A 20,303-nucleotide genomic window follows, 5' to 3' on the forward strand; every position below is an offset into this window, starting at 1 on the left:
ATCAGTAGACTGACACTCTGACATCGGGGGCAAGCCCCCTCCCACATTTGGATCTGCGGCGTCCTACAAATAGTACTTAGTTCCAGCCGGCGCGATCCATCAACCGAATGGCTTCTGCCTGACGTTTACCGGCGACTTCCACCGGCAGGGTATCCGCAACGAACTTACCCCAGGTCGCCACTTCGGCCGACGGCGGCACTGCCGGGTTGGCCGGAAACTCCTGGTTCACGTCGGCGAAGATCTTCTGTGCTTCAGGAGTGGTCATCCATTCCACCAGGGCCTTGGCGGCCTCCGGATGTGGCGCGTATTTGGTCAAGCCGATGCCAGACAGGTTCACATGCACGCCTCGGTCGCCCTGGTTGGGCCAGAACAGTTTTACCGGCAGGTCAGGCTTCTGTTTGTGCAGACGGCCGTAGTAGTAGGTGTTGACGATGCCTACATCGCACTGGCCCGCATTGATGGCCTCCAACACGGCGATGTCATCGGAGAACACGTCGGTGGACAGGTTATTGACCCAGCCCTTGATGATTTCTTCGGTCTTGGCCGCGCCATGGGTTTCGATCAGGGTCGCGGTCAGGGACTGGTTGTAGACCTTTTTCGCCGTGCGCAGGCACAGGCGGCCTTCCCACTGCTTGTCTGCCAGGGCTTCGTAGGTGGTCAGATCGCTGGGTTTAACACGGTCGGTGGAATACGCGATGGTCCGCGCGCGCAGGCTCAAGCCGGTCCAGGCATGGGCCGATGAGCGGTATTGAAGGGGAATGTTCTTGTCGATCACCGGGGAGGTGAACGGTTGCAGGATGCCCATTTGCTCGGCTTGCCAGAGGTTGCCGGCGTCGACGGTGAGCAACAGGTCAGCGGTGGCGTTTTCACCCTCGGCCTTGATGCGCTGCATCAGCGGGGCTTCCTTGTCGGTGATGAACTTCACTTTCACGCCGGTCTTTTGGGTATAGGCGTCGAACACCGGCTTGATCAGTTCGTCGATGCGCGAGGAGTAGACCACCACCTCATCAGCGGCCTGCGCGGCGCAGGTGCCGATGAGCGTAAGTGCCAGGGCAGTCAGGAGGCGCTTGGGTACCAGCATGGGGGCGGTCTCTCATTTGCAAATAGAGGGCAAATGATAAGGACTCACATTTGGTACCTCAATCAATCGCTCGGCGGAGGCGTTACCAGATGTTGCACGACCCGTTCAGGGCCTGGCCAACTCCGGCAAGTCCCCGCTCAAGCCCAGGGCCTGACGCACGAACAGCGCTTTGGCTTCCGGCATCTGGTCGACCATTTTCAAGCCCGCATTGCGCAACCAGCGCAGCGGCAGTTGGTCGGCCTGGAACAACCGCTCGAACCCCTCCATCGAGGCCATCAGCGCCAGGTTATGCGGCATGCGGCGCCGCTCGTAGCGGCTCAGCACTTTCACATCCGCCAAGCGCTCACCACGCTCAGTGGCCGCCAGCAGCACTTCGGCCAGCACCGCCGCGTCGAGAAACCCCAGGTTCACGCCCTGCCCTGCCAGCGGATGGATGACGTGGGCGGCATCGCCAATCAGCGCCAGGCCTTCAGCCACGTAGCGTTTGGCATGGCGCTGGCGCAATGGCACGCACACCCGCGGGTCGGCGCTCACCACGCTGCCCAGGCGGCCTTCGAAGGCGCGCTCCAGTTCACGGCAGAAGCTGTCTTCATCCAATGCCATCAAGCGTTCGGCCTCAGTCGGCGTGGTCGACCAGACAATCGAGCACCAATCCTGCTGGCCGTCACGCTCCAGCGGCAAAAACGCCAGGGGGCCGGTATCGGTAAAGCGCTGCCAGGCCGTGCGCTGGTGCGGCTGACTGCTGCGCACGCTGGTGACGATGGCGTGATGCAGGTAATCCCACTCACGGGTCGCGGTGCCGGTGAGGCGGCGCACGGCGGAGTTTGCTCCGTCGGCAGCCACCACCAGCGGCGCCCGCAGCGTGCGGCCATCGGCCAGGGTCAGCAGCCATTCATCGCCGGAACGCCGCATCTGCTCAAGTCGTGCATTGGCCAAAAGCCCGAGGTCGCAGTCGTGCAGGCGGTCGAGCAAGGCGTCCTGAACCACGCGGTTCTCGACGATATGCCCGAGCACCTCGGCGTGCACGCTGGCCGCCGAAAAGTGGATCTGCCCCGTGCCGCTGCCGTCCCACACCTGCATCTGGCCATAGGGGCTGGCGCGGCGCGAGGCGATGCCGTCCCACGCGCCCAGGCGTTCGAGGATGCGCTGGCTGGCGGCCGACAACGCGCTCACACGGGGTTCGAAGGCCGCGTCGCGGTCGAATGGCTTGACACTCAGCGGGCTGCCATCAAGCAGCAGCACCTGTAGCCCGCTGCCTTGCAACGCCAGCGCCAGGGCGCTTCCGACCATTCCGGCCCCGACAATCAGCACATCTGCGCGCATGTCCATGCTTTAAGCCTGTCTCGCTGGCGGCTTGCGCCGCACGTAAAGGGTTTTGTCGACTCGCGCCACCAGGGTGCCGGAGCCGTCATGAATCTGGACCTTGAGGTGGGGCAAGTATTTCTCGCCGCCTTCGGTCTGGCGACGCACCTCGTCGAGCAAGGTGTCGTCGATAAAAAACTCGGCATACACCGGGCCTTTACCCGGCGAGATGAAATCGATGCTGGCCGCTTTGTCCCAGACGATGTAATCGCGCCCCAGGTTCTCCATGAGCATCAGCATGTAGAACGGGTCGACCATCGAATACAGGCTGCCGCCGAATTGCGTTCCCACATAATTGCGGTTGTACCACCCCAGGCCCATGCGCACTTTGACGTGCCGAAAGTCGGCGCTCATGTGCTGCACGCTGATGCCCGCGCCCAGGTACGGCGGGTACAGGGTCATGACCCAGCGCAACAGGCGCGCCTTGCCCAGGCGCTCGATCAGCCATTTACGCATCGGGGCGCGTACCCAGGCCCATGGCCTGACGGGCGAACCAGCGCTTGGCCGGCGGTAGAAGATCCAGGCCCAGCAGGCCCACATTGCGACCCAGCGCCACCAAGGGTTGCGCGCTGCCGAACAAGCGCGTGACCTGGTCGGAGAAGCCCACGGTAAGCTTCTGGTCCATACGTTGGCGGTCACGATAGGCTTGCAGGGTCGCCAGATCGCCTGGCACGGCCGGCCCAGCCAGCAGCGCTTCGGCTAAAGCATGGGCGTCACGCAGGGACAGGTTGAAACCCTGCCCGGCAATCGGGTGCAGGCTGTGGGCGGCGTTGCCGATGATGGCCAGGTGCGAGCGCACTTGTTCTTCGGCTTCCACCAACGTCAGCGGATACAGATGACGCGCGCCAACCTGCTTGAGTGTGCCCAGGCGATAACCGAACACGCCCTGCAACTCGCTGAGGAAACTGCGCTCGTCAAGGTCGGCCAGGCGCTGGGCGTCCATGCCGACACGCGTCCACACCAGCGCGCAGCGGTTGTCGGGCAACGGCAGCAAAGCCATCGGACCATCATCGGTGAAGCGCTCGAAGGCTTCGCCGTTATGGGCTTCGCTAGGGGTGATATTGGCGATCAGCGCACTTTGGTTGTAGGGCCGGGTTTTCACGCCGACGCCCAGTTGCTCGCGCAAACCGGAACGGCCGCCATCGGCCAACACGGCCAAGTCGCACTCCAGCTCGGTTTCATCGTCGAGGGTCAGGCGATAGCCATCGGGCAGCGGCACCATGCGGGTGACTTGCGCGGGGCAGCGCCAGCTCACCACGTCGCTGTCCAGGCCTTGCCACAGGCACTGGCCCAGCCAGGCGTTTTCCACCACATAGCCCAAGGCCGGCACGCCCTCTTCCATGGCGGACAGGCGCGCGGTGGAAAAACGCCCACGGTCCGACACATGAATCTGCTTGATCGGCTCGGCGCGGCGGGCGATGGCCTGCCACAGGCCCAGGCGCTGGTAGATCTGCCGAGCGCCAAACGACAGCGCCGAGGAGCGCGCGTCGTAGCTGGGCTGGTAACTGTCGCCGGGGGCGAACGGTTCGATCAGCACGATCTTCCAACCGCGCGCCTTGGCCCCGGCCTGCAACGCCAGCGCCAGGCTGGCGCCCACCAGGCCGCCGCCGATAATCGCCAGGTTGACCCGGCTCATCGGGCGGCCGCCATCAATGCTTCGATATCGTCGACGGTCTTGGGCACGCCGCCGGTCAGGATTTCACAGCCTTGCTTGGTCACCACCACGTCGTCCTCAATGCGCACGCCAATGCCACGCCATTTCTTTGCCACGTTCTGGTTGTCCGGCGAAATATAAATCCCCGGTTCCACCGTCAGCGCCATGCCGACTTCCAGCACGCGCCACTCACCGCCCACTTTGTACTCGCCCACATCGTGCACATCCATGCCCAGCCAATGGCCGGCGCGGTGCATATAGAAAGCTTTGTACGCTTCGCTGGCGATCAATTCGTCGACATCGCCTTGCAACAACCCCAGTTTCACCAGCCCGGCGGTGATCACCTGCACGGTGGCCTCATGGGCCTGGTTCCAATGCTTGTTGGGGGCGATCTGCGCAAACGCGGCCTCCTGGGAGGCCAGCACGATTTCATAGATCGCCTTCTGCTCCGGCGAAAACCGGCCATTGACCGGCCAGGTGCGGGTGATATCGCTGGCGTAGCAGTCGATTTCACAACCGGCGTCGATCAACACCAGATCGCCGTCCTTGAGCAGTGCGTCATTCTGCTGGTAGTGCAGGATGCAGCTGTTGCGACCAGCGGCGACGATAGACCCATAGGCCGGCATCTTTGCACCGCCCTTGCGGAACTCGTAGTCCAGCTCGGCTTCCAGGCTGAACTCGTACAAACCGGCGCGGCTGGCCTGCATCGCTCGCACATGGGCGGCGCAGGAAATCCGTGCAGCTTCGCGCATCACCTTCAGTTCCGCCGCCGATTTATACAGGCGCATGTCGTGGAGCAAATGATCCAGGGCAACAAATTCGTTCGGGGGCTGGGCACCCAGGTGGGCCTTGGAGCGGATCACGTTGATCCACTCCATCAAATGCCGGTCGAATTCGGCATTGCTGCCCATGGCCGAGTACACGCGGTCGCGGCCCTCAATGAGGCCCGGCAGGATGTCGTCGATATCGGTGATGGGGAAGGCGTCGTCGGCGCCAAAGTCACGGACCGCGCCTTCAGTACCGGCGCGCAGGCCGTCCCACAGTTCGCGTTCGGCATTGCGCTCGCGGCAGAACAGCACGTACTCGCCATGTTGACGACCGGGCATCAGCACAATGACTGCTTCAGGTTCGGGGAAACCGCTCAGGTATTGGAAGTCGCTGTCCTGGCGGTAAACATGCTCCACATCGCGATTGCGGATAGCTACAGCGGCGGCTGGCAGGATCGCGATGCTGTTGGGTTCCATCTGCGCCATGAGCGCCTTGCGGCGTCGGGTGTATTCCGCTTTGGGGATATGGATCATGGGCAGATGGGCTTCCTTTCTCAGTGCAGCGACGGCTTGGGCGCGGCAGGTTCAGCGGATTTCTTGGTCTCGGTGAACAGCAGCAGCGGCGCGACGCGCAAGTATTCCATGACTTCCATGTAATCGCTTTCGCCGTCCTCGGACTCTTCCAGGGCGTCTTGCACCTGAGAGATGGCGGCCAGGTCCTGCAACACTTCCTTGGCATCGGTACTCAGCTCCAGGCCGCCGGCGTTCACGCCGAAACCGTGGAGGAAGCCCTGGCACCATTGGCCCAGCGCTGCGGCGCGGTCGGCCAGCGGTGCGTCGTCAGTCGGCAGCAGCAGGACCACGGTGATGTCATCACCGGTCAGTTCGCCCTTGACCATTTCCTGCAGGCCGACCAGCGCATTGCGCACGTTATCTTCGGGCTCCTTTTCCAACAGTTCGGCCACATCGGCCAACCAGTTGTCGGGGTCGAAGCCGACACCGGTGCAGCTGCGGCCCAACAGCACGCCGTGCAGTTCGGCCGGGGAGCAAGGGTGGCCGCTGGCGTTCAGCAGAGCGGAGAAAGCGTCGTATGGGGAATTCTTAATGGGCATGATGAGCTAGGCGCCAGGCGGCGCGATGTCTAGAATGAAGCGCTGTATCCTAGCACCGGCAGACGCACCCGACTATCAAGGGCGTCAGATCGTTTATCCTGCAGTTGCCATTCATCAGACAAATCCAGTGGAACCCAATGGAAGACACCGACCTGCAAGCGCTGATGGCCAGACTCGAGCTGCTAATTACTCGGGTCGAGCAACTTAAGAGTCAAAACAGACTCCTATTAGCTCAGGAAAAGACCTGGCGCGAGGAACGCGCTCACCTCATTGAAAAAAACGAAATCGCCCGGCGTAAGGTCGAATCGATGATTTCGCGCCTGAAGGCCTTGGAGCAAGACTCATGAGTTCAAGCAATAGCGTCACCGTGCAGATCCTGGATAAAGAGTATTCGATCATCTGCCCCCAGGAAGAGCGCAACAACCTGGTGAGCGCCGCCCGCTACCTGGATGGCAAGATGCGTGAAATCCGCAGCAGCGGCAAAGTCATCGGCGCCGACCGCATCGCTGTGATGGCTGCGCTGAACATTACCCATGACTTGTTGCACAAGCAGGAACGCCCGGACGTACAGGCCAGCGGCTCGACGCGCGAGCAAGTGCGTGACCTGCTGGAACGCGTGGATCTGGCGCTTGCCAGCGACTCGGATGCACCCAAGGGCTGATTGCCGCGTCTGTTTAAGGTATACTCGCCCTCACTCCCTGGCGTGTTTGCCAGTCGGCGATGTCCCTGAGCCGATTCGCACTACCCTGGAAGTTGCACGTTGGGCTGGTGTGCATGTCCGCTAGACGGAAAGCCTTAAAGCCTACTGCTTCTTCCACCTTGAACTTTCGGGTTCAAGGGCTAAGTCGACAGCGGCTCTGTCGGGGAGCCTGAATTCCCAAACTCAATGCCAGTCCCAGGACTGGCATTGTTTTATGAGCCGAAAAGCCATGACCGAAACTGCGCCGCTTTCCCGTCCGCAACTTCGACGCCTGTTGCGCAAGGCCCGCCGCGCCCTCACGCCGAGCGAGCAACGCCAGGCCGCTCAGGGCCTGTACCGGCAGCTGGCACAGCACCCGCTGTTTCGCCGAGCCAAACATATCTCCCTTTACCTGCCCACCGACGGTGAAATCGATCCGAGCCTGCTGCTGCGCGCTGCCCAGCGCCGGGGCAAAGCCACGTATCTGCCGGTGCTTAGCGCTTGGCCACGCACGAAGATGGTATTCCAGCGTGTGCGCCCCGGGGAAAAGCTGCTGCCCAATCGCTTTCGCATCCTGGAGCCACGGGTGAATATCCGCCGGCAACGCAAGGTGTGGGCGCTGGACCTGGTGCTGATGCCGCTGGTGGGATTCGACGATGAAGGTGGCCGCCTGGGCATGGGCGGGGGCTTCTATGACCGCAGCCTGGCGTACCTCGCACGCCGCCAGCGCTGGCGCAAGCCGACGTTGCTGGGCCTGGCCCATGAATGTCAGAAAGTCGATCGATTGGCACAGGCAAGTTGGGATGTGCCGATGGCTGGCACGGTGACGAATAAGCAATGGTATATCGCAGAAGCGTCGCTGGAATCAGCGACGCCTTGAAGCCGTATTAACGCTTGTACTGTTGCTGCACTGGTGACAATTCAACTGGGGCATCGGCCTTGTTCGACCAAAGACTTTGCGCATACCCGGTGGTCACGACGCCCAGACCAAACAAAATAACCAATATCCATAGTAAATCCGGTTTACGTTGCATCGATTGCCCCCCTTCAGGCACCTCGTACACGATGACAACAACGTTCCAAAGTAGCCCGTTGCAGCTGAGTCAAGCTTAAAATCCCGGCATTTTGCGTTAACGTGAACCAACACGCAAACCTTGACGCCAACCGACTGTCGGTTTGTGCGGCAATTGCCCGACAACTTGCCCAATGCCTGTTTGAGGAGCCTAAAAATGGCCTATTGGCTGATGAAATCCGAGCCCGACGAACTGTCCATCAAGGGCCTGGAAAAACTCGGAAAAGCCCGCTGGGATGGCGTGCGTAACTACCAGGCACGTAACTTTCTGCGCGCCATGGCGGTGGGTGACGAATTCTTCTTTTACCATTCCAGCTGCCCCGAACCGGGCATCGCCGGCATCGGCAAAATCATTGAGGCGGCCTACCCGGACCCAACCGCACTGGAGCCCGACAGCCATTACTTCGACGCCAAGGCCAGCCCGGAGAAAAACCCGTGGAGCGCGATCACGGTCGCCCATGTCCAGACCTTCCCCAAGGTGCTGGGCCTGGGTTACCTGAAACAGCAGGCGGCACTCGCCGAACTGCCCCTGGTGCAAAAAGGCAGCCGCCTCTCGGTCATGCCGGTGACCGCCGAGCAATGGGCCGCCGTACTGGCACTGCGCTAGGCGGCAGAACCCTACAGTCACGCTCGCGACGCATGCGCTTGGGCCGCAATCGCGCTAGGCTTGCGCTTCATTTGACCGGTATCAACGCCCACAGCGGCAATACCGTCAAACTAGGACGCTAACGCCGCAGGATGCTTCCATGTCGACGAACCATCGCACCTCTCAGCTGTTTGCCACGCTCCTGATCGCATTGTTGCTCGCCGCCGGCGGGTTCGGTTACTGGAAATCCACTCAAGACCGCCTGCCCGAAGGCCTGAGCATGGGCAATGGTCGCCTGGAATCCACCGAAGTGCAGATCGCCGCCAAAATTCCCGGTCGCCTGGCCGAAGTGCGGGTGGACGAAGGCGACAAGGTGCTCAAGGGCCAATTGCTGGCGCGCATGGACACCCGCACGCTAGAGGCCCAGCGCGCCCAGGCCGAAGCCGAAGTGTTGCGCGCCAAGGAAAATCTCGCCGCCGCCGAAGCCAATGTGCAATTGCGCCAGAGCGAACAGTTGCTGGCCAACCAGGAACTCAAGCGCACCCAAGAGCTGTACAAGCGCGGCTTCGCCAGCAGCCAACTGATCGATCAGCAACAGGCGCGGCACAACACCGGCAATGCGGCCGTAGTCGCCGCACAGGCCCAGGTCAATTCGGCCAAGGCCGCCATCGGCGCCGCCCAGGCGCAGGTGGCCCAACTCAGCAGCGAAATCGATGACAGCAGCCTGCGCGCCCCCATCGACGGCATCATTCAACTGCGCCTGGCCGAGCCCGGTGAAGTGCTGGGTGCCGGTGGCCGCGTGTTGCTGCTGATCGATCCCGAAGATCAATACATGAACCTGTATTTGCCCGCGTCGGTGACCGGTCGCCTGACGGTGGGCAGCGACGCCCGCATCCTGCTCGATGCCCTGCCCCAGCAAGCGCTGCCGGCGAAAATCACCTTTGTCGCGGCCAAGTCCCAGTTCACCCCCAAAGAAGTGGAAACCCGCGATGAGCGGCAAAAACTGGTGTTCCGCGTCAAGCTGCGCCTGACCCAACCCAGCGCCGTGCCTCAAGCCAAACCCGGCATGCCGGGCGCAGGTTACGTGCGCACGGCCGACATAGACTGGCCGGCCAACCTGCAATGACCGGCCTGGCGCTGCACGCCACGGGGATCAACCACCGCTATGGCCAGCAACAGGCGCTGGTCGATATAGCCTTCAGCCTGCCCGCCGGCACGCGTTGCGGGCTGATTGGCCCGGACGGCGCGGGCAAATCCAGCCTGCTGGGCTTGATCGCCGGGGTTAAAAAGCTGCAGGACGGCCAGCTCGACGTACTCGGCGGCGCCATCACCGACCGCCGCCACCGCAACAGCTTGTACCCGCGCATCGCCTTCATGCCCCAGGGACTGGGCGGCAACCTGTACCCCGAGCTGTCCATCCGCGAAAACATTCGCTTCTTCGCCACTCTGTTCGGGTTGTCGAAGGCCGAGTGTGACCAGCGCATGCACAGCCTGCTGCTGGCCACCGACCTTGAACGCTTCGCCGAGCGCCCTGCCGGCAAGCTGTCCGGCGGGATGAAACAAAAGCTCGGCCTGTGCTGCGCGTTGATCCATGAACCTGACCTGCTGATCCTCGACGAGCCCACCACCGGTGTCGACCCGCTGTCGCGCCGACGTTTCTGGGAACTGGTCGAAACGGTGCGCGGCGAACGCCCGCAACTGACGCTACTGGTCGCCACCGCCTACATGGAGGAAGCCGAGCAGTTCGAACACTGCCTGATGCTTGATCGCGGCACGCTGATCGCCAATGGCTTGAGCCGTGAACTGGCCGCCGCCACTCCCAGCGGAAAATTGGATGAAGCGTTCACCCACTTTCAAGGCGACGGCGCTCACGACAAACCGCCGCTGGTGATTCCACCGAGGGAAAGCACCAGCGCCGACATCGCCATCGAGGCCCACGACTTGACCCTGCGCTTTGGCGACTTCACTGCGGTCAACAAGGTCAGTTTCGCGATTGGCCGAGGGGAAATCTTCGGTTTCCTCGGTTCCAACGGCTGCGGCAAGACCACCACCATGAAGGTCCTCACCGGGCTGATGCCCGCCACTGAAGGCAGCGCGAAACTGTTGGGCAAGACGGTGGACGCCAAAGACCTGGCCACCCGCAAGCGCGTGGGGTTCATGTCCCAGAGTTTTTCCCTGTATGGCGAACTCAGCGTGCGCCAGAACCTGGCGCTGCACGCCCAACTGTTCGACTTGCCCAAGGCCGACAGCGGCCCGCGCATCGACGAACTGATCCAACGCTTCGAGTTGGGCGACGTGGCCGGGCAACCGTCGGGGGAGTTACCCCTGGGTCTGCGTCAGCGCCTGTCCCTGGCGGTCGCGGTGCTGCATCGCCCGGAAGTGCTGATCCTCGATGAGCCGACCTCCGGCGTCGACCCGGCCGCCCGGGATGATTTCTGGCGGTTGCTGATCGAGCTGTCCCGCGAGCAAGGGGTGACGATATTTCTGTCCACCCACTTCATGAACGAAGCCCAGCGCTGTGACCGCATCTCGTTGATGCACGCAGGCAAAGTGCTGGCCTGCGACACGCCGCACGCGCTGCAGCAACAATTCAAGGGCGAGACCCTGGAAGCCGCGTTCGTCACCTGCTTGGAGCAGGCTCAAGGCGAAGCCGAACCCGCCGCGCCGAGCCAAACCGTCAGCGAAGCCAGCGCACCGCCGCAGAGCAAGCGCGGCTTCAGCCTGGCGCGCCTGTTGGCGGTGGCCAGCCGTGAAGGCAAAGAGCTGTTGCGCGACAAAGTGCGCATGGCCTTCGCGCTGCTCGGGGCGATGTTCATGATGGTGATCTTTGGCTACGGCATTTCCCTGGATGTGGAAAACCTGGCGTTCGCCGTTTATGACCAGGACCAGACCCCGCAAAGTCGCGCCTACTTGGAAGCGTTTCGCAGCTCGCGCTATTTCGCCGAACGACCGCCCATTCAAGATGCGAACGAACTGCACCGGCGCCTGCAACGCTCGGAAATCAAACTGGCATTGGAAATCCCACCGGGCTTTGGCCGCGACCTGTACGCCGGGCGCCAACCCACGGTGGCCGCATGGCTCGACGGCGGCATGCCGTTCCGCGCGGAAACCAGCCGTAACTATGTCGAAGCCGTACACTTGGGCAACCTCCAGCAATTGGCCGAGCTGAGCAGCCTGCCGCGCGGCAGCCAGGGCGCCGCCAAACTCGAAACCCGCTTTCGCTACAACCAGGACGTCGTCAGCGTGAACGCCATCGGCCCTGGGGTGATGGCACTGATCCTGGCGTTTATCCCGGCCATGCTTACCGCGTTGGGCATCGTGCGGGAAAAAGAGCTGGGCTCGATCACCAATTTTTACGCAACACCCCTGACGCGCCTAGAGTTTCTGCTGGGCAAGCAGGCGCCATACCTGGTGGTGAGTCTGGTCAACCTGGCCGTGCTGGTGGCCATGAACCGCTGGCTGTTTGGCGTGCCGTTCAAGGGCAGCGGCCTGACGCTGGCGTTCGGTGGGCTGCTGTATGTGCTGGCCACCACCAGCATGGGCCTGCTGATTTCTGCATTCACGCGCACCCAGATCGCGGCGATCCTCGGCACGATGATCATCACTAGCCTGCCGACCATCCAGTTCTCCGGGCTGATCGTGCCGCGCTCATCCCTGGAAGGCGCCGCAGCGCTGATGGGCATGCTGTTTCCGGCCGGGCACTTTTTGGATATCGCGGTGGGCACCTTTACCAAGGCTCTGGATCTGCGCCAGCTGTGGCCGCAATGCCTGGCGCTGTTCGGGTTCTTTGTCGGGTTCACCGGGTTGAGCTTGGTCATGCTCAAGAAGCAGGAGGTCTGATGCATAAGTTCGCGCACATCCTGCGCTTGGGCCTGAAAGAACTCACCAGCCTGCGCCACGACAGCGTATTGCTGCTGTTTCTGTTCTACGCGTTCACCGTGGCCATCTATATGCCCGCCGCCGGCTCAGTGATCGGTGTGCATAACGCCAGCGTGGCGCTGGTGGATGAAGACCACAGCGCCCTGTCCCGACAACTGGGCGAAGCACTGCAACCGCCGGAGTTCCAGACGCCAGCGCCGTTGCCTTACAACCTGTTGGACAAGGCCATGGACAGCGGCGAGTACACGTTCGTGATCAATGTGCCGGCCAATTTCCAGGCCGACTTGCTGGCCGGGCGCCAACCCAGCGTGCAGGTCAACGTGGATGCAACGGCCATGAGCCAGGCATTCATGGGTGCCGGTTACATTGGCAGGATTTTCCAGCGCGAATTGTTGAGCTACAGCGGCCAGGCCGATGCCGCCGCACAGACACCGGCGCTGCTGACCACCCGCTCGCTGTTCAACACCAACCTGGAAGGCGGCTGGTTTTTGGCGGTGATCCAGATCGTCAACAACATCACCATCCTGGCCATCGTGCTGACCGGCACCGCCCTGCTGCGCGAACGCGAACACGGCACGCTCGACCATTTGCTGGTGCTGCCCCTGACGGCGCTGGAAATCATGCTGGCAAAAATCTGGAGCAACATGCTGGTAGTGGTGCTGTGCACGTGGGTGTCGTTGGAAGTGGTGGTCAAAGGCTTGCTGGGTGTGCCGCTGGCAGGCTCATTGGGGTTGTTTCTGTTTGTGACGGCGTTGTACTTGTTCGCTAGTACGGCGCTGGGGATTTTCCTCGCCACCCTCGCCCGCTCGACCCCGCAATTCGGGCTGCTGGCAATTCCGGTGATCATCCCGATGCTGTTGCTATCCGGCGGCAGCACGCCTCTGGACAGCATGCCGGAGTGGCTGCAATGGGTGATGCAGGGCTCGCCGTCGACGCATTTTGTGAGTTTGAGCGCGGCGATTCTATTCCGCGATGCGGGGGTAAGCGTGGTATGGCCGGATTTGCTGGCGCTGGCAGGGATCGGCCTGCTGTTTTTCGCCGTGGCGCTGGCGCGGTTCAGGAAGAGCCTGGCGTCCTGAAACCGCACACCTGACGCGCTTACTGGATGATCAAGTTGTTGAACAACAGGTCTTCGACCATGGGCTTGCCGGTCTCGTCGTTCATCACTTGCTGGGTTTGCTTCAGGGCTTCCTGGCGCAGTTTTTCCTTGCCCTCCACGGTGCTCATCGCCTCGTTGGTCTGCTGGGTGAACAACGCCACCAGTTGATTGCGGATCAACGCGTCGTTGGCTTTAACGGCGGCGGCGGCTTCGGTGCCGGTCACGCGCAGGGCGATGTCGGCCTTGAACACCTTGAGTTTCGCCGTGCCATCCAGGCCGTAATTACCCACGAACGGCGGGCTCAAGCTGATATAGCTGACTTTCGGCGCCTCGCCCTCTTTGCCTTCCTTGGCTTCTTCGGCCTGTACCGCCATCGGCAGGATCAGGGCCAGCATCAACAGAATCCGCGCTTTCACAATTCATTCCTCACATTCGGTGCCCGGTAGCATAACGCTAGCAAGGCTGAGCACAAGCTTATGGCGACTTATCAGGCCGGGGCATGCTTGTTGACCCTGTGGCCTGCCCTCCTACACTTATCGGCCACGACGCCAAAAGGAATAGTCCGATGAAAGCTGTGCTGTGCAAAGCCTTCGGCCCCGCCGAAACCCTGGTGCTGGAAGATGTCGCCAGCCCGGCGATCAAGAAAAACGAAATCCTGCTGGACGTGCATGCTGCCGGGGTCAACTTCCCGGATACGCTGATTATCGAGGGCAAATATCAGTTCAAACCGCCCTTTCCGTTCTCACCGGGGGGTGAAGCCGCAGGGGTGGTCAGCGAAGTGGGGGAGAAAGTCAGCCACCTGAAGGTCGGCGATCGGGTAATGGCCTTGACCGGCTGGGGCAGCTTTGCCGAACAGGTCGCAGTGCCGGGCTATAACGTGCTGCCGATCCCACCCAGCATGGATTTCAACACCGCCGCCGCGTTCAGCATGACCTACGGCACCTCAATGCACGCGCTCAAACAACGGGCCCACCTGCAACCCGGCGAAACCCTGCTGGTGCTCGGCGCCTCCGGTGGCGTGGGCCTGGCCGCGGTGGAAATCGGCAAAGCCATGGGCGCCCGGGTGATTGCTGCCGCCAGCAGCGCCGACAAGCTCGCAATCGCCAAGGCTGCGGGCGCCGACGAATTGATCAATTACAGCGAAGCCAGCCTGAAGGATGAGATCAAGCGCCTCACCGACGGCAATGGCGCGGATGTGATCTACGACCCAGTGGGCGGCGACCTGTTTGACCAGGCTATTCGCGCGATTGCCTGGAACGGCCGCCTGCTGGTGGTGGGGTTTGCCAGCGGACGCATTCCCGAGTTGCCGGTGAACCTGGCGCTGCTCAAGGGCGCGGCGGTGGTCGGCGTGTTCTGGGGCTCCTTCGCCCAGCGCCAGCCGCAGGATAACGCGGCGAATTTCCAGCAATTGTTTGGCTGGTATGCCGAGGGCAAGCTCAAGCCGCTGGTGTCGCAGGTGTACCCGCTGGAACAGGCGGCCCAGGCTATCAATGATCTTGGGCAGCGCAAGGCTGTCGGGAAGGTCGTCGTCCAGACCCGCTGATCGCCGTCTGAATGGGAGTAATGTGGGAGGGGCAATCCCCCCACATTTCCTAGAAAAGCCTAAAACGACATAAACCTGCCTATTTGCGGCATGTTCATAAAAGAACATGCAGTTACGCCGTTTTCCTGTGTTTGACCTCAAGAGGCGATGCTATTTTCGGTAACGAAACTGTAACATTCGCATCCGCAGTCAAAACAAGAAATCTGGAGCTCTTGAATGTTTGCTTTCTTTCGCCCTGCCGTGCACCAGGCGCCCCTGCCTGAAGAAAAAATCGACAGTACCTACCGACGTCTACGCTGGCAGATCTTCGCCGGCATTTTCTTCGGTTATGCCGGGTACTACCTGCTGCGCAAAAACTTCTCCCTGGCCATGCCCTACCTGATCGAAGACGGTTACAGCCGCGGCGAACTGGGCCTGGCGATGTCGGCTATCGCGATTGCCTACGGCCTGTCCAAGTTCCTGATGGGCCTGGTGTCCGACCGTTCCAACCCGCGCTACTTTCTGCCCTTTGGCCTGTTGGTCTCGGCGGGCGTGATGTTCATCTTCGGTTTCGCGCCTTGGGCGACGTCCAGCGTGACCATGATGTTCATATTGCTGTTCATCAATGGCTGGGCCCAGGGCATGGGTTGGCCGCCGAGCGGGCGCACCATGGTGCATTGGTGGTCGCAGAAAGAACGCGGCGGCGTGGTGTCGGTGTGGAACGTGGCGCACAACGTCGGCGGCGGCCTGATCGGCCCGCTGTTCTTGCTGGGCATGGCCTGGTTCAACGATTGGCACGCGGCATTCTACGTGCCTGCCACGGTGGCCTTGGCAGTGGCGGCGTTTGCGTTCATCACGATGCGTGACACCCCACAATCGGTGGGCCTGCCGCCTATCGAGCAATACAAGAACGACTATCCCGAAGGCTACAACGCCAGCCACGAAGACGAATTCAGCGCCAAGGAAATCTTCGTCAAATATGTGCTGCGCAACAAAATGCTCTGGTACATCGCCTTCGCCAACGTATTCGTCTACCTGCTGCGCTACGGCGTACTCGACTGGGCACCGACTTACCTCAAGGAAGCCAAACACTTCACGGTGGATAAATCCTCGTGGGCGTACTTCTTCTATGAGTGGGCGGGTATTCCGGGCACGCTGCTGTGCGGCTGGATGTCGGACAAAATCTTCCGTGGCAACCGTGGCCTGACCGGCATTGTGTTCATGGGCCTGGTGACCGTGGCGACGCTGGTGTACTGGCTCAACCCGCCGGGCAATCCGACGGTGGACATGATTGCGCTGGTCTCGATCGGCTTCCTGATCTATGGCCCGGTAATGCTGATCGGCCTGCAGGCGCTGGAGCTGGCACCGAAGAAAGCCGCCGGCACCGCTGCGGGTTTCACGGGTCTGTTCGGTTACCTGGGCGGCTCGGTGGCGGCAAGTGCGGCGATGGGCTACACCGTTGACCATTTCGGCTGGGACGGTGGCTTTGTGCTGCTGATCGGCGCGTGCCTGCTGGCCATCGCATTCCTGATCCCGACCCTGTGGCACACCAACAGTGTCAGCTCGGCCCGTTAAGCGCCTGAGCATCCTTTTGCACACCGCTTGAGCCGCGCCTCCAGGTTTTTATCTGGCATGGCGTGGCTGCGCAGGGCGTTGACGGTCTGCTCGACATAATCGCGGGTCGTACCGTAACGCCCACTCGCGCTTTGCAGCACATGGTTAAGCACGATATCAGGCAAGTTGCCGGCGTAGCTGGGCAAATGCCGCTCCAACACAAACCCCAGCGCTTGCACCTGCGTGCCATCCTCCAACCGACAACTGAGCCAGTGCGGCCGGTACGAGGGATAGGGCATCTCCCGCTGCCACAAGGCATACAGCGAGGCTTCCAGCTGATCTTCCGGCAAGCGATAAGCAAACCCGCTGCATGATCCGCCGCGATCCAAACCGAATACCAACCCCGGCAATTCCGGCGTACCACGGTGCTCGTGAGACCACAAATACAGGCCACGGTGATATCCGTGGACCCGGGCCCGCACCCGCTCGGTCGACGAGCATTCCGGCCGCCAAATCAATGAACCATAAGCAAATAGCCAGACCGGCCCACCCTTATGCCGGGCCATGGTGGCCTGCATGGAGCTCATTAACTGTTCGTGGGTAAGTTGCGGTCCCAGATCGAGCCGCGGAGGGTAAGCCAACTGCAGAAGATCGGTTTCAATGGCGGTCATGGCGAAAAGCGGTGCGCCTCCTGTGTAACCAGCTGTAAGCGACTTTAGCGCAATAAAACGCGCCGCAGGAACCGTTTAGGCCAAAAGTATGGGGTGTGCTGAACCTGCGACCTTGGGGATATAGCTTAGGGATATCCACCGGGGACAATAAATACCGGAAGTGAATAAGCAGAGATATAAGGCCAACGGCCATTCGTCAGGATTGAAACCCATAATCCCGCTACTTTCAGCCCCGGTTCAGCCTGGGGCACGTTCCTGCCGTCAAAATGATGTGCCGATCACGACCCACTAGCCGCCGCCCCCACCGACTACCGAGGTCGCCCCATGAAAAAATTTCGACTGCCAGGACTGTTGTTTCTGGCCCAGGCCACTACCGCACTGGCCGCCGAAGCGCCGCCTGGCGAAGACGACAAAGGTTTCTGGTATGCGCAGACCAGCGTCTACACCCGGCATTTCTCCCCCGACCCAGACCACAATAACCATCAGGACCTGATCGGCCTGGAACGCAATGAAGCCTCAGGATGGTTGTATGGCGGGGCGACCTTCCGCAACTCGTTCAGCCAGCGTTCGTACTACGTCTATGGGGGCAAACGCTATGACATGGCGGATTACCCGGTGTACGTAAAGCTGACCGGGGGCGCGCTTCAGGGCTATCGCGGCAAGTACCGCGACAAGATCCCATTGAACGGACTCGGCGTGGCGCCGGTGATCATTCCGTCGGTGGGCACCCATCACGGGCCGATGGCGGCGGAGCTGGTGCTGTTGGGCTTCAACGCGGCAATGCTCACCGCGGGCGTGCGCTTCTAGGGTCGGGGGGCGTAGGCAAATACGTCAGCGCGCATCTGATGCGCGTCCATGCCGGCTTCGACCAGCGCATCCAACGTGCCATAGATCATCGCCGGTGAACCGCTGGCATAGACGTGCACGGCCTTCAGGTCGCGGATGTCTTCGCACACCGCTTCATGCAATAGCCCACAGCGCCCTTCCCAACCGCACAGGTCGCTGACGACCTTGTGCAGAAACAGGTTGGGCAGTTGCTGCCATTGCGTCCAATGCTCGATTTCGTAGAAGTCCTCCGGACGGCGCACGCCCCAGTACAGATGCACCGGGTGCTTGAAACCGGAAGCGCGGCAATGCTCGATCAGGCTGTGCATTTGCGCCATACCGGTGCCTGCGGCGATCAGCACCAGCGGGCCGTCGGGCAGCTCGGCCAGGTGAGTGTCGCCAAACGGCAGTTCCACACGCGCTATCTGATCACGCTGCAGTTGGGCCAGCAGGTTGCGTGCGCTGTCTTCACGGGCCAGTACATGCAGTTCCAGCTCACGCCCAGAATGGGGTGCCGAGGCCAGGGAAAACGCCGACTTTTCGCCGTTATCCCGTTCGATCATCAGGTATTGCCCGGCGTGGTAACGCACCGCCTTGCCGGCGGGCGCGCGCAGGCGCACACGCCACACATCGCCACCCACGTCGACGCACTCGCTCAATTGGCACGCCAACTTGCGCAGCGGCAGCTCGCCGGGGGCCAGCACGCCATCCCACAACACAACGCAGTCTTCCAGCGGCTCGGCGATGCAGGTGAAGAATTCACCGTGGTCACGCACTTCACCGGCTTGCTGCACGCGGCCTTCCACCAGCAAGGCGGCGCACACATGGCATACACCGTTGCGGCAGGCCTGGGGGCATTCATAACCCAGGCGACGGGCGCCTTCGAGAATCCGCTCGCCAGGGACCAGCTCCAGTACAGCACCGGAAGGTTGCAGGGTTACACGCATCAATCTATTCCCAATTCTTTCCAGATCGCATCGACACGCGCGGTCACGGCTGCATCCTTGACGATCACCCGGCCCCATTCGCGGGTGGTTTCACCCGGCCACTTATGGGTGGCATCCAGGCCCATCTTCGAGCCCAGGCCCGACACCGGCGACGCAAAGTCGAGGTAGTCGATTGGCGTGTTATCGATCATCACCGTATCGCGCTTGGGGTCCATGCGCGTGGTGATGGCCCAGATCACGTCGTTCCAGTCCCGAGCGTTGATGTCGTCGTCGGTGACAATAACGAACTTGGTGTACATGAACTGTCGCAAAAACGACCACACACCCAGCATGACCCGCTTGGCATGGCCTGGGTACGACTTCTTCATAGTGACCACGGCCATGCGGTACGAGCAGCCTTCCGGCGGCAGGTAGAAATCGGTGATTTCAGGAAATTGCTTCTGCAGGATCGGCACGAACACTTCGTTGAGCGCCACGCCGAGGATGGCCGGCTCATCCGGCGGCCGGCCGGTGTAGGTGCTGTGGTAGATCGGCTTGATCCGATGAGTGATGCGTTCGACCGTGAACACCGGGAAGCTGTCGACTTCGTTGTAATAACCGGTGTGGTCGCCATAGGGGCCTTCATCGGCCATCTCGCCGGGATGAATCACACCTTCCAGGATGATTTCCGCGGTGGCCGGCACTTGCAGGTCGTTGCCGCGGCACTTGACCAGTTCGGTGCGGTTGCCACGCAACAGGCCGGCGAAGGCGTATTCGGAAAGGCTATCCGGCACCGGCGTTACGGCACCGAGGATGGTGGCCGGGTCGGCGCCCAAGGCCACGGAGACCGGGAACGGCTGGCCGGGGTGTTTTTCACACCACTCACGGAAGTCCAGAGCGCCACCACGATGGCTCAGCCAACGCATGATCACTTTGTTGCGGCCGATCACTTGCTGGCGATAGATGCCCAGGTTCTGGCGATCCTTGTTCGGGCCTTTGGTGACGGTCAGGCCCCAGGTGATCAACGGGCCGACGTCGCCTGGCCAGCAGGTCTGCACCGGGAGCATGCCCAGGTCGACATCATCGCCTTCGATGACCACTTCCTGGCACACAGCGTCTTTGACCACTTTGGGCGCCATCGCAATGATCTTGCGGAAAATCGGCAGCTTGGACCAGGCATCCTTCAAGCCCTTGGGCGGCTCGGGCTCCTTGAGGAATGCCAGCAGCTTGCCGATTTCACGCAACTCGCTGACCGACTCGGCACCCATGCCAAACGCGACGCGCTCGGGCGTGCCGAACAGGTTGCCAAGCACCGGGATATCGAAGCCGGTCGGCTTTTCGAACAGCAGCGCCGGGCCCTTGTTACGCAGGGTGCGGTCGCAAATCTCAGTCATTTCCAGCACCGGGGAAATCGGCATCTGGATACGTTTCAACTCTCCGCGCTGCTCAAGTTGCTGCACGAAATCCCGAAGATCCTTGAATTTCATTAACCATGCCACCCGTAAAATAGGCGT

21 protein-coding genes and 1 other RNA gene are annotated in these 20,303 nt (G+C 61.6%); 11 read left to right on the plus strand and 11 right to left on the minus strand.

The features are described from left to right. Nucleotides 1-76 precede the first annotated feature (76 nt). The 6 genes from YA0848_RS11830 to YA0848_RS11855 form a co-directional block, all read right to left on the minus strand. Nucleotides 77-1,081, minus strand: a complete 1,005-nt coding sequence (locus YA0848_RS11830; RefSeq protein WP_169902339.1) for an extracellular solute-binding protein — start codon at nt 1,079-1,081, stop codon at nt 77-79. 105 nt (nt 1,082-1,186) lie between these two features. Next, nucleotides 1,187-2,404 carry a 2-octaprenyl-3-methyl-6-methoxy-1,4-benzoquinol hydroxylase gene (locus YA0848_RS11835; RefSeq protein ID WP_167389870.1) on the minus strand — a complete coding sequence of 406 codons (1,218 nt, stop codon included), beginning with the start codon at nt 2,402-2,404 and terminating at the stop codon, nt 1,187-1,189. Nucleotides 2,405-2,413: 9 nt separating this feature from the next. Next, nucleotides 2,414-2,899 carry a DUF4442 domain-containing protein gene (locus YA0848_RS11840; RefSeq protein ID WP_034101380.1) on the minus strand — a complete coding sequence of 162 codons (486 nt, stop codon included), beginning with the start codon at nt 2,897-2,899 and terminating at the stop codon, nt 2,414-2,416. After that, on the minus strand, nt 2,892-4,079 hold the full coding sequence (gene ubiH, locus YA0848_RS11845; protein WP_034139737.1) for a 2-octaprenyl-6-methoxyphenyl hydroxylase: 1,188 nt from the start codon (nt 4,077-4,079) through the stop codon (nt 2,892-2,894). The genes YA0848_RS11840 and ubiH overlap by 8 nt, the downstream gene beginning before the upstream one ends. Next, nucleotides 4,076-5,398 (minus strand): Xaa-Pro aminopeptidase, encoded by a 1,323-nt coding sequence (gene pepP, locus YA0848_RS11850; protein WP_047881751.1) that lies wholly within the window; start codon nt 5,396-5,398, stop codon nt 4,076-4,078. The genes ubiH and pepP overlap by 4 nt, the downstream gene beginning before the upstream one ends. Before the next feature lie 20 nt (nt 5,399-5,418). Next, nucleotides 5,419-5,976 carry a YecA/YgfB family protein gene (locus tag YA0848_RS11855; protein ID WP_034101383.1) on the minus strand — a complete coding sequence of 186 codons (558 nt, stop codon included), beginning with the start codon at nt 5,974-5,976 and terminating at the stop codon, nt 5,419-5,421. 137 nt (nt 5,977-6,113) lie between these two features. Here YA0848_RS11855 and YA0848_RS11860 point away from each other — a divergent pair, with 137 nt between their 5' ends. The 4 genes from YA0848_RS11860 (at nt 6,114) to YA0848_RS11875 (ending at nt 7,535) form a co-directional block, all read left to right on the plus strand. Beyond that, nucleotides 6,114-6,323 carry a TIGR02449 family protein gene (locus tag YA0848_RS11860; protein WP_034101384.1) on the plus strand — a complete coding sequence of 70 codons (210 nt, stop codon included), beginning with the start codon at nt 6,114-6,116 and terminating at the stop codon, nt 6,321-6,323. Beyond that, the gene (locus tag YA0848_RS11865) at nt 6,320-6,637 is read left to right on the plus strand and encodes a cell division protein ZapA (protein WP_034101385.1); all 318 of its coding nucleotides are present in this window, start codon (nt 6,320-6,322) and stop codon (nt 6,635-6,637) included. Before YA0848_RS11860 ends, YA0848_RS11865 begins: the two co-directional genes overlap by 4 nt. A 31-nt stretch (nt 6,638-6,668) precedes the next feature. Continuing rightward, nucleotides 6,669-6,847: non-coding RNA, 6S RNA (ssrS, locus tag YA0848_RS11870), on the plus strand. A 58-nt stretch (nt 6,848-6,905) separates the two neighbouring features. Next, nucleotides 6,906-7,535, plus strand: a complete 630-nt coding sequence (locus YA0848_RS11875) for a 5-formyltetrahydrofolate cyclo-ligase (protein ID WP_034101386.1) — start codon at nt 6,906-6,908, stop codon at nt 7,533-7,535. Nucleotides 7,536-7,542: 7 nt separating this feature from the next. On the opposite strand, the gene YA0848_RS11880 is transcribed toward YA0848_RS11875, so the two are convergent. Next, nucleotides 7,543-7,689, minus strand: a complete 147-nt coding sequence (locus tag YA0848_RS11880) for a hypothetical protein (RefSeq protein ID WP_099312898.1) — start codon at nt 7,687-7,689, stop codon at nt 7,543-7,545. Between the two features lie 195 nt (nt 7,690-7,884). On the opposite strand from YA0848_RS11880, the gene YA0848_RS11885 reads away from it, so the two are divergent. From YA0848_RS11885 to YA0848_RS11900, 4 genes are all read left to right on the plus strand, one after another. Continuing rightward, nucleotides 7,885-8,334: an EVE domain-containing protein gene (locus YA0848_RS11885; RefSeq protein ID WP_034101387.1), complete on the plus strand. Its 450-nt coding sequence runs from the start codon at nt 7,885-7,887 to the stop codon at nt 8,332-8,334. Between the two features lie 139 nt (nt 8,335-8,473). Next, entirely contained in the window at nt 8,474-9,439 is a 966-nt protein-coding gene (locus YA0848_RS11890; RefSeq protein WP_034101388.1) for an HlyD family secretion protein, read from the plus strand. Continuing rightward, nucleotides 9,436-12,153, plus strand: coding sequence for a ribosome-associated ATPase/putative transporter RbbA (gene rbbA / locus YA0848_RS11895; RefSeq protein ID WP_034115421.1), 2,718 nt, complete (start codon nt 9,436-9,438; stop codon nt 12,151-12,153). The genes YA0848_RS11890 and rbbA overlap by 4 nt, the downstream gene beginning before the upstream one ends. Beyond that, nucleotides 12,153-13,271, plus strand: a complete 1,119-nt coding sequence (locus tag YA0848_RS11900) for an ABC transporter permease (RefSeq protein ID WP_034101390.1) — start codon at nt 12,153-12,155, stop codon at nt 13,269-13,271. Before rbbA ends, YA0848_RS11900 begins: the two co-directional genes overlap by 1 nt. Nucleotides 13,272-13,290: 19 nt before the next feature. Here the strand turns inward: YA0848_RS11900 and YA0848_RS11905 are convergent, their stop codons facing one another. Next, nucleotides 13,291-13,707, minus strand: a complete 417-nt coding sequence (locus tag YA0848_RS11905; protein ID WP_034101391.1) for a flagellar basal body-associated FliL family protein — start codon at nt 13,705-13,707, stop codon at nt 13,291-13,293. A 149-nt stretch (nt 13,708-13,856) separates the two neighbouring features. On the opposite strand from YA0848_RS11905, the gene YA0848_RS11910 reads away from it, so the two are divergent. Next, a complete protein-coding gene (locus tag YA0848_RS11910) occupies nt 13,857-14,834 on the plus strand; it encodes an NADPH:quinone oxidoreductase family protein (RefSeq protein WP_034101392.1) in 978 nt (325 codons plus the stop codon). Between the two features lie 216 nt (nt 14,835-15,050). After that, nucleotides 15,051-16,388 (plus strand): glycerol-3-phosphate transporter, encoded by a 1,338-nt coding sequence (gene glpT, locus YA0848_RS11915; RefSeq protein ID WP_034101393.1) that lies wholly within the window; start codon nt 15,051-15,053, stop codon nt 16,386-16,388. On the opposite strand, the gene YA0848_RS11920 is transcribed toward glpT, so the two are convergent. Next, the gene (locus YA0848_RS11920) at nt 16,385-17,038 is read right to left on the minus strand and encodes a gamma-glutamylcyclotransferase (protein ID WP_034101394.1); all 654 of its coding nucleotides are present in this window, start codon (nt 17,036-17,038) and stop codon (nt 16,385-16,387) included. The genes glpT and YA0848_RS11920 overlap by 4 nt on opposite strands. Nucleotides 17,039-17,362: 324 nt before the next feature. Between YA0848_RS11920 and YA0848_RS11925 the strand changes: the two genes are divergently transcribed. Next, nucleotides 17,363-17,845 carry a hypothetical protein gene (locus YA0848_RS11925; RefSeq protein WP_034101395.1) on the plus strand — a complete coding sequence of 161 codons (483 nt, stop codon included), beginning with the start codon at nt 17,363-17,365 and terminating at the stop codon, nt 17,843-17,845. Here the strand turns inward: YA0848_RS11925 and YA0848_RS11930 are convergent. Together YA0848_RS11930 and ubiD are read right to left on the minus strand one after the other, a co-directional pair. After that, complete coding sequence (locus YA0848_RS11930; RefSeq protein ID WP_034101396.1) at nt 17,842-18,810, minus strand: CDP-6-deoxy-delta-3,4-glucoseen reductase; 969 nt, start codon at nt 18,808-18,810, stop codon at nt 17,842-17,844. The two genes, YA0848_RS11925 and YA0848_RS11930, sit on opposite strands and share 4 nt — an antisense overlap. After that, entirely contained in the window at nt 18,810-20,276 is a 1,467-nt protein-coding gene (gene ubiD, locus YA0848_RS11935; protein ID WP_034101397.1) for a 4-hydroxy-3-polyprenylbenzoate decarboxylase, read from the minus strand. The genes YA0848_RS11930 and ubiD overlap by 1 nt, the downstream gene beginning before the upstream one ends. Nucleotides 20,277-20,303: the final 27 nt, after the last annotated feature.

The sequence above is a fragment of the Pseudomonas sp. S4_EA_1b genome (genome assembly GCF_016307435.1).
In the GTDB taxonomy this organism is placed as follows: domain Bacteria; phylum Pseudomonadota; class Gammaproteobacteria; order Pseudomonadales; family Pseudomonadaceae; genus Aquipseudomonas; species Aquipseudomonas rhodesiae.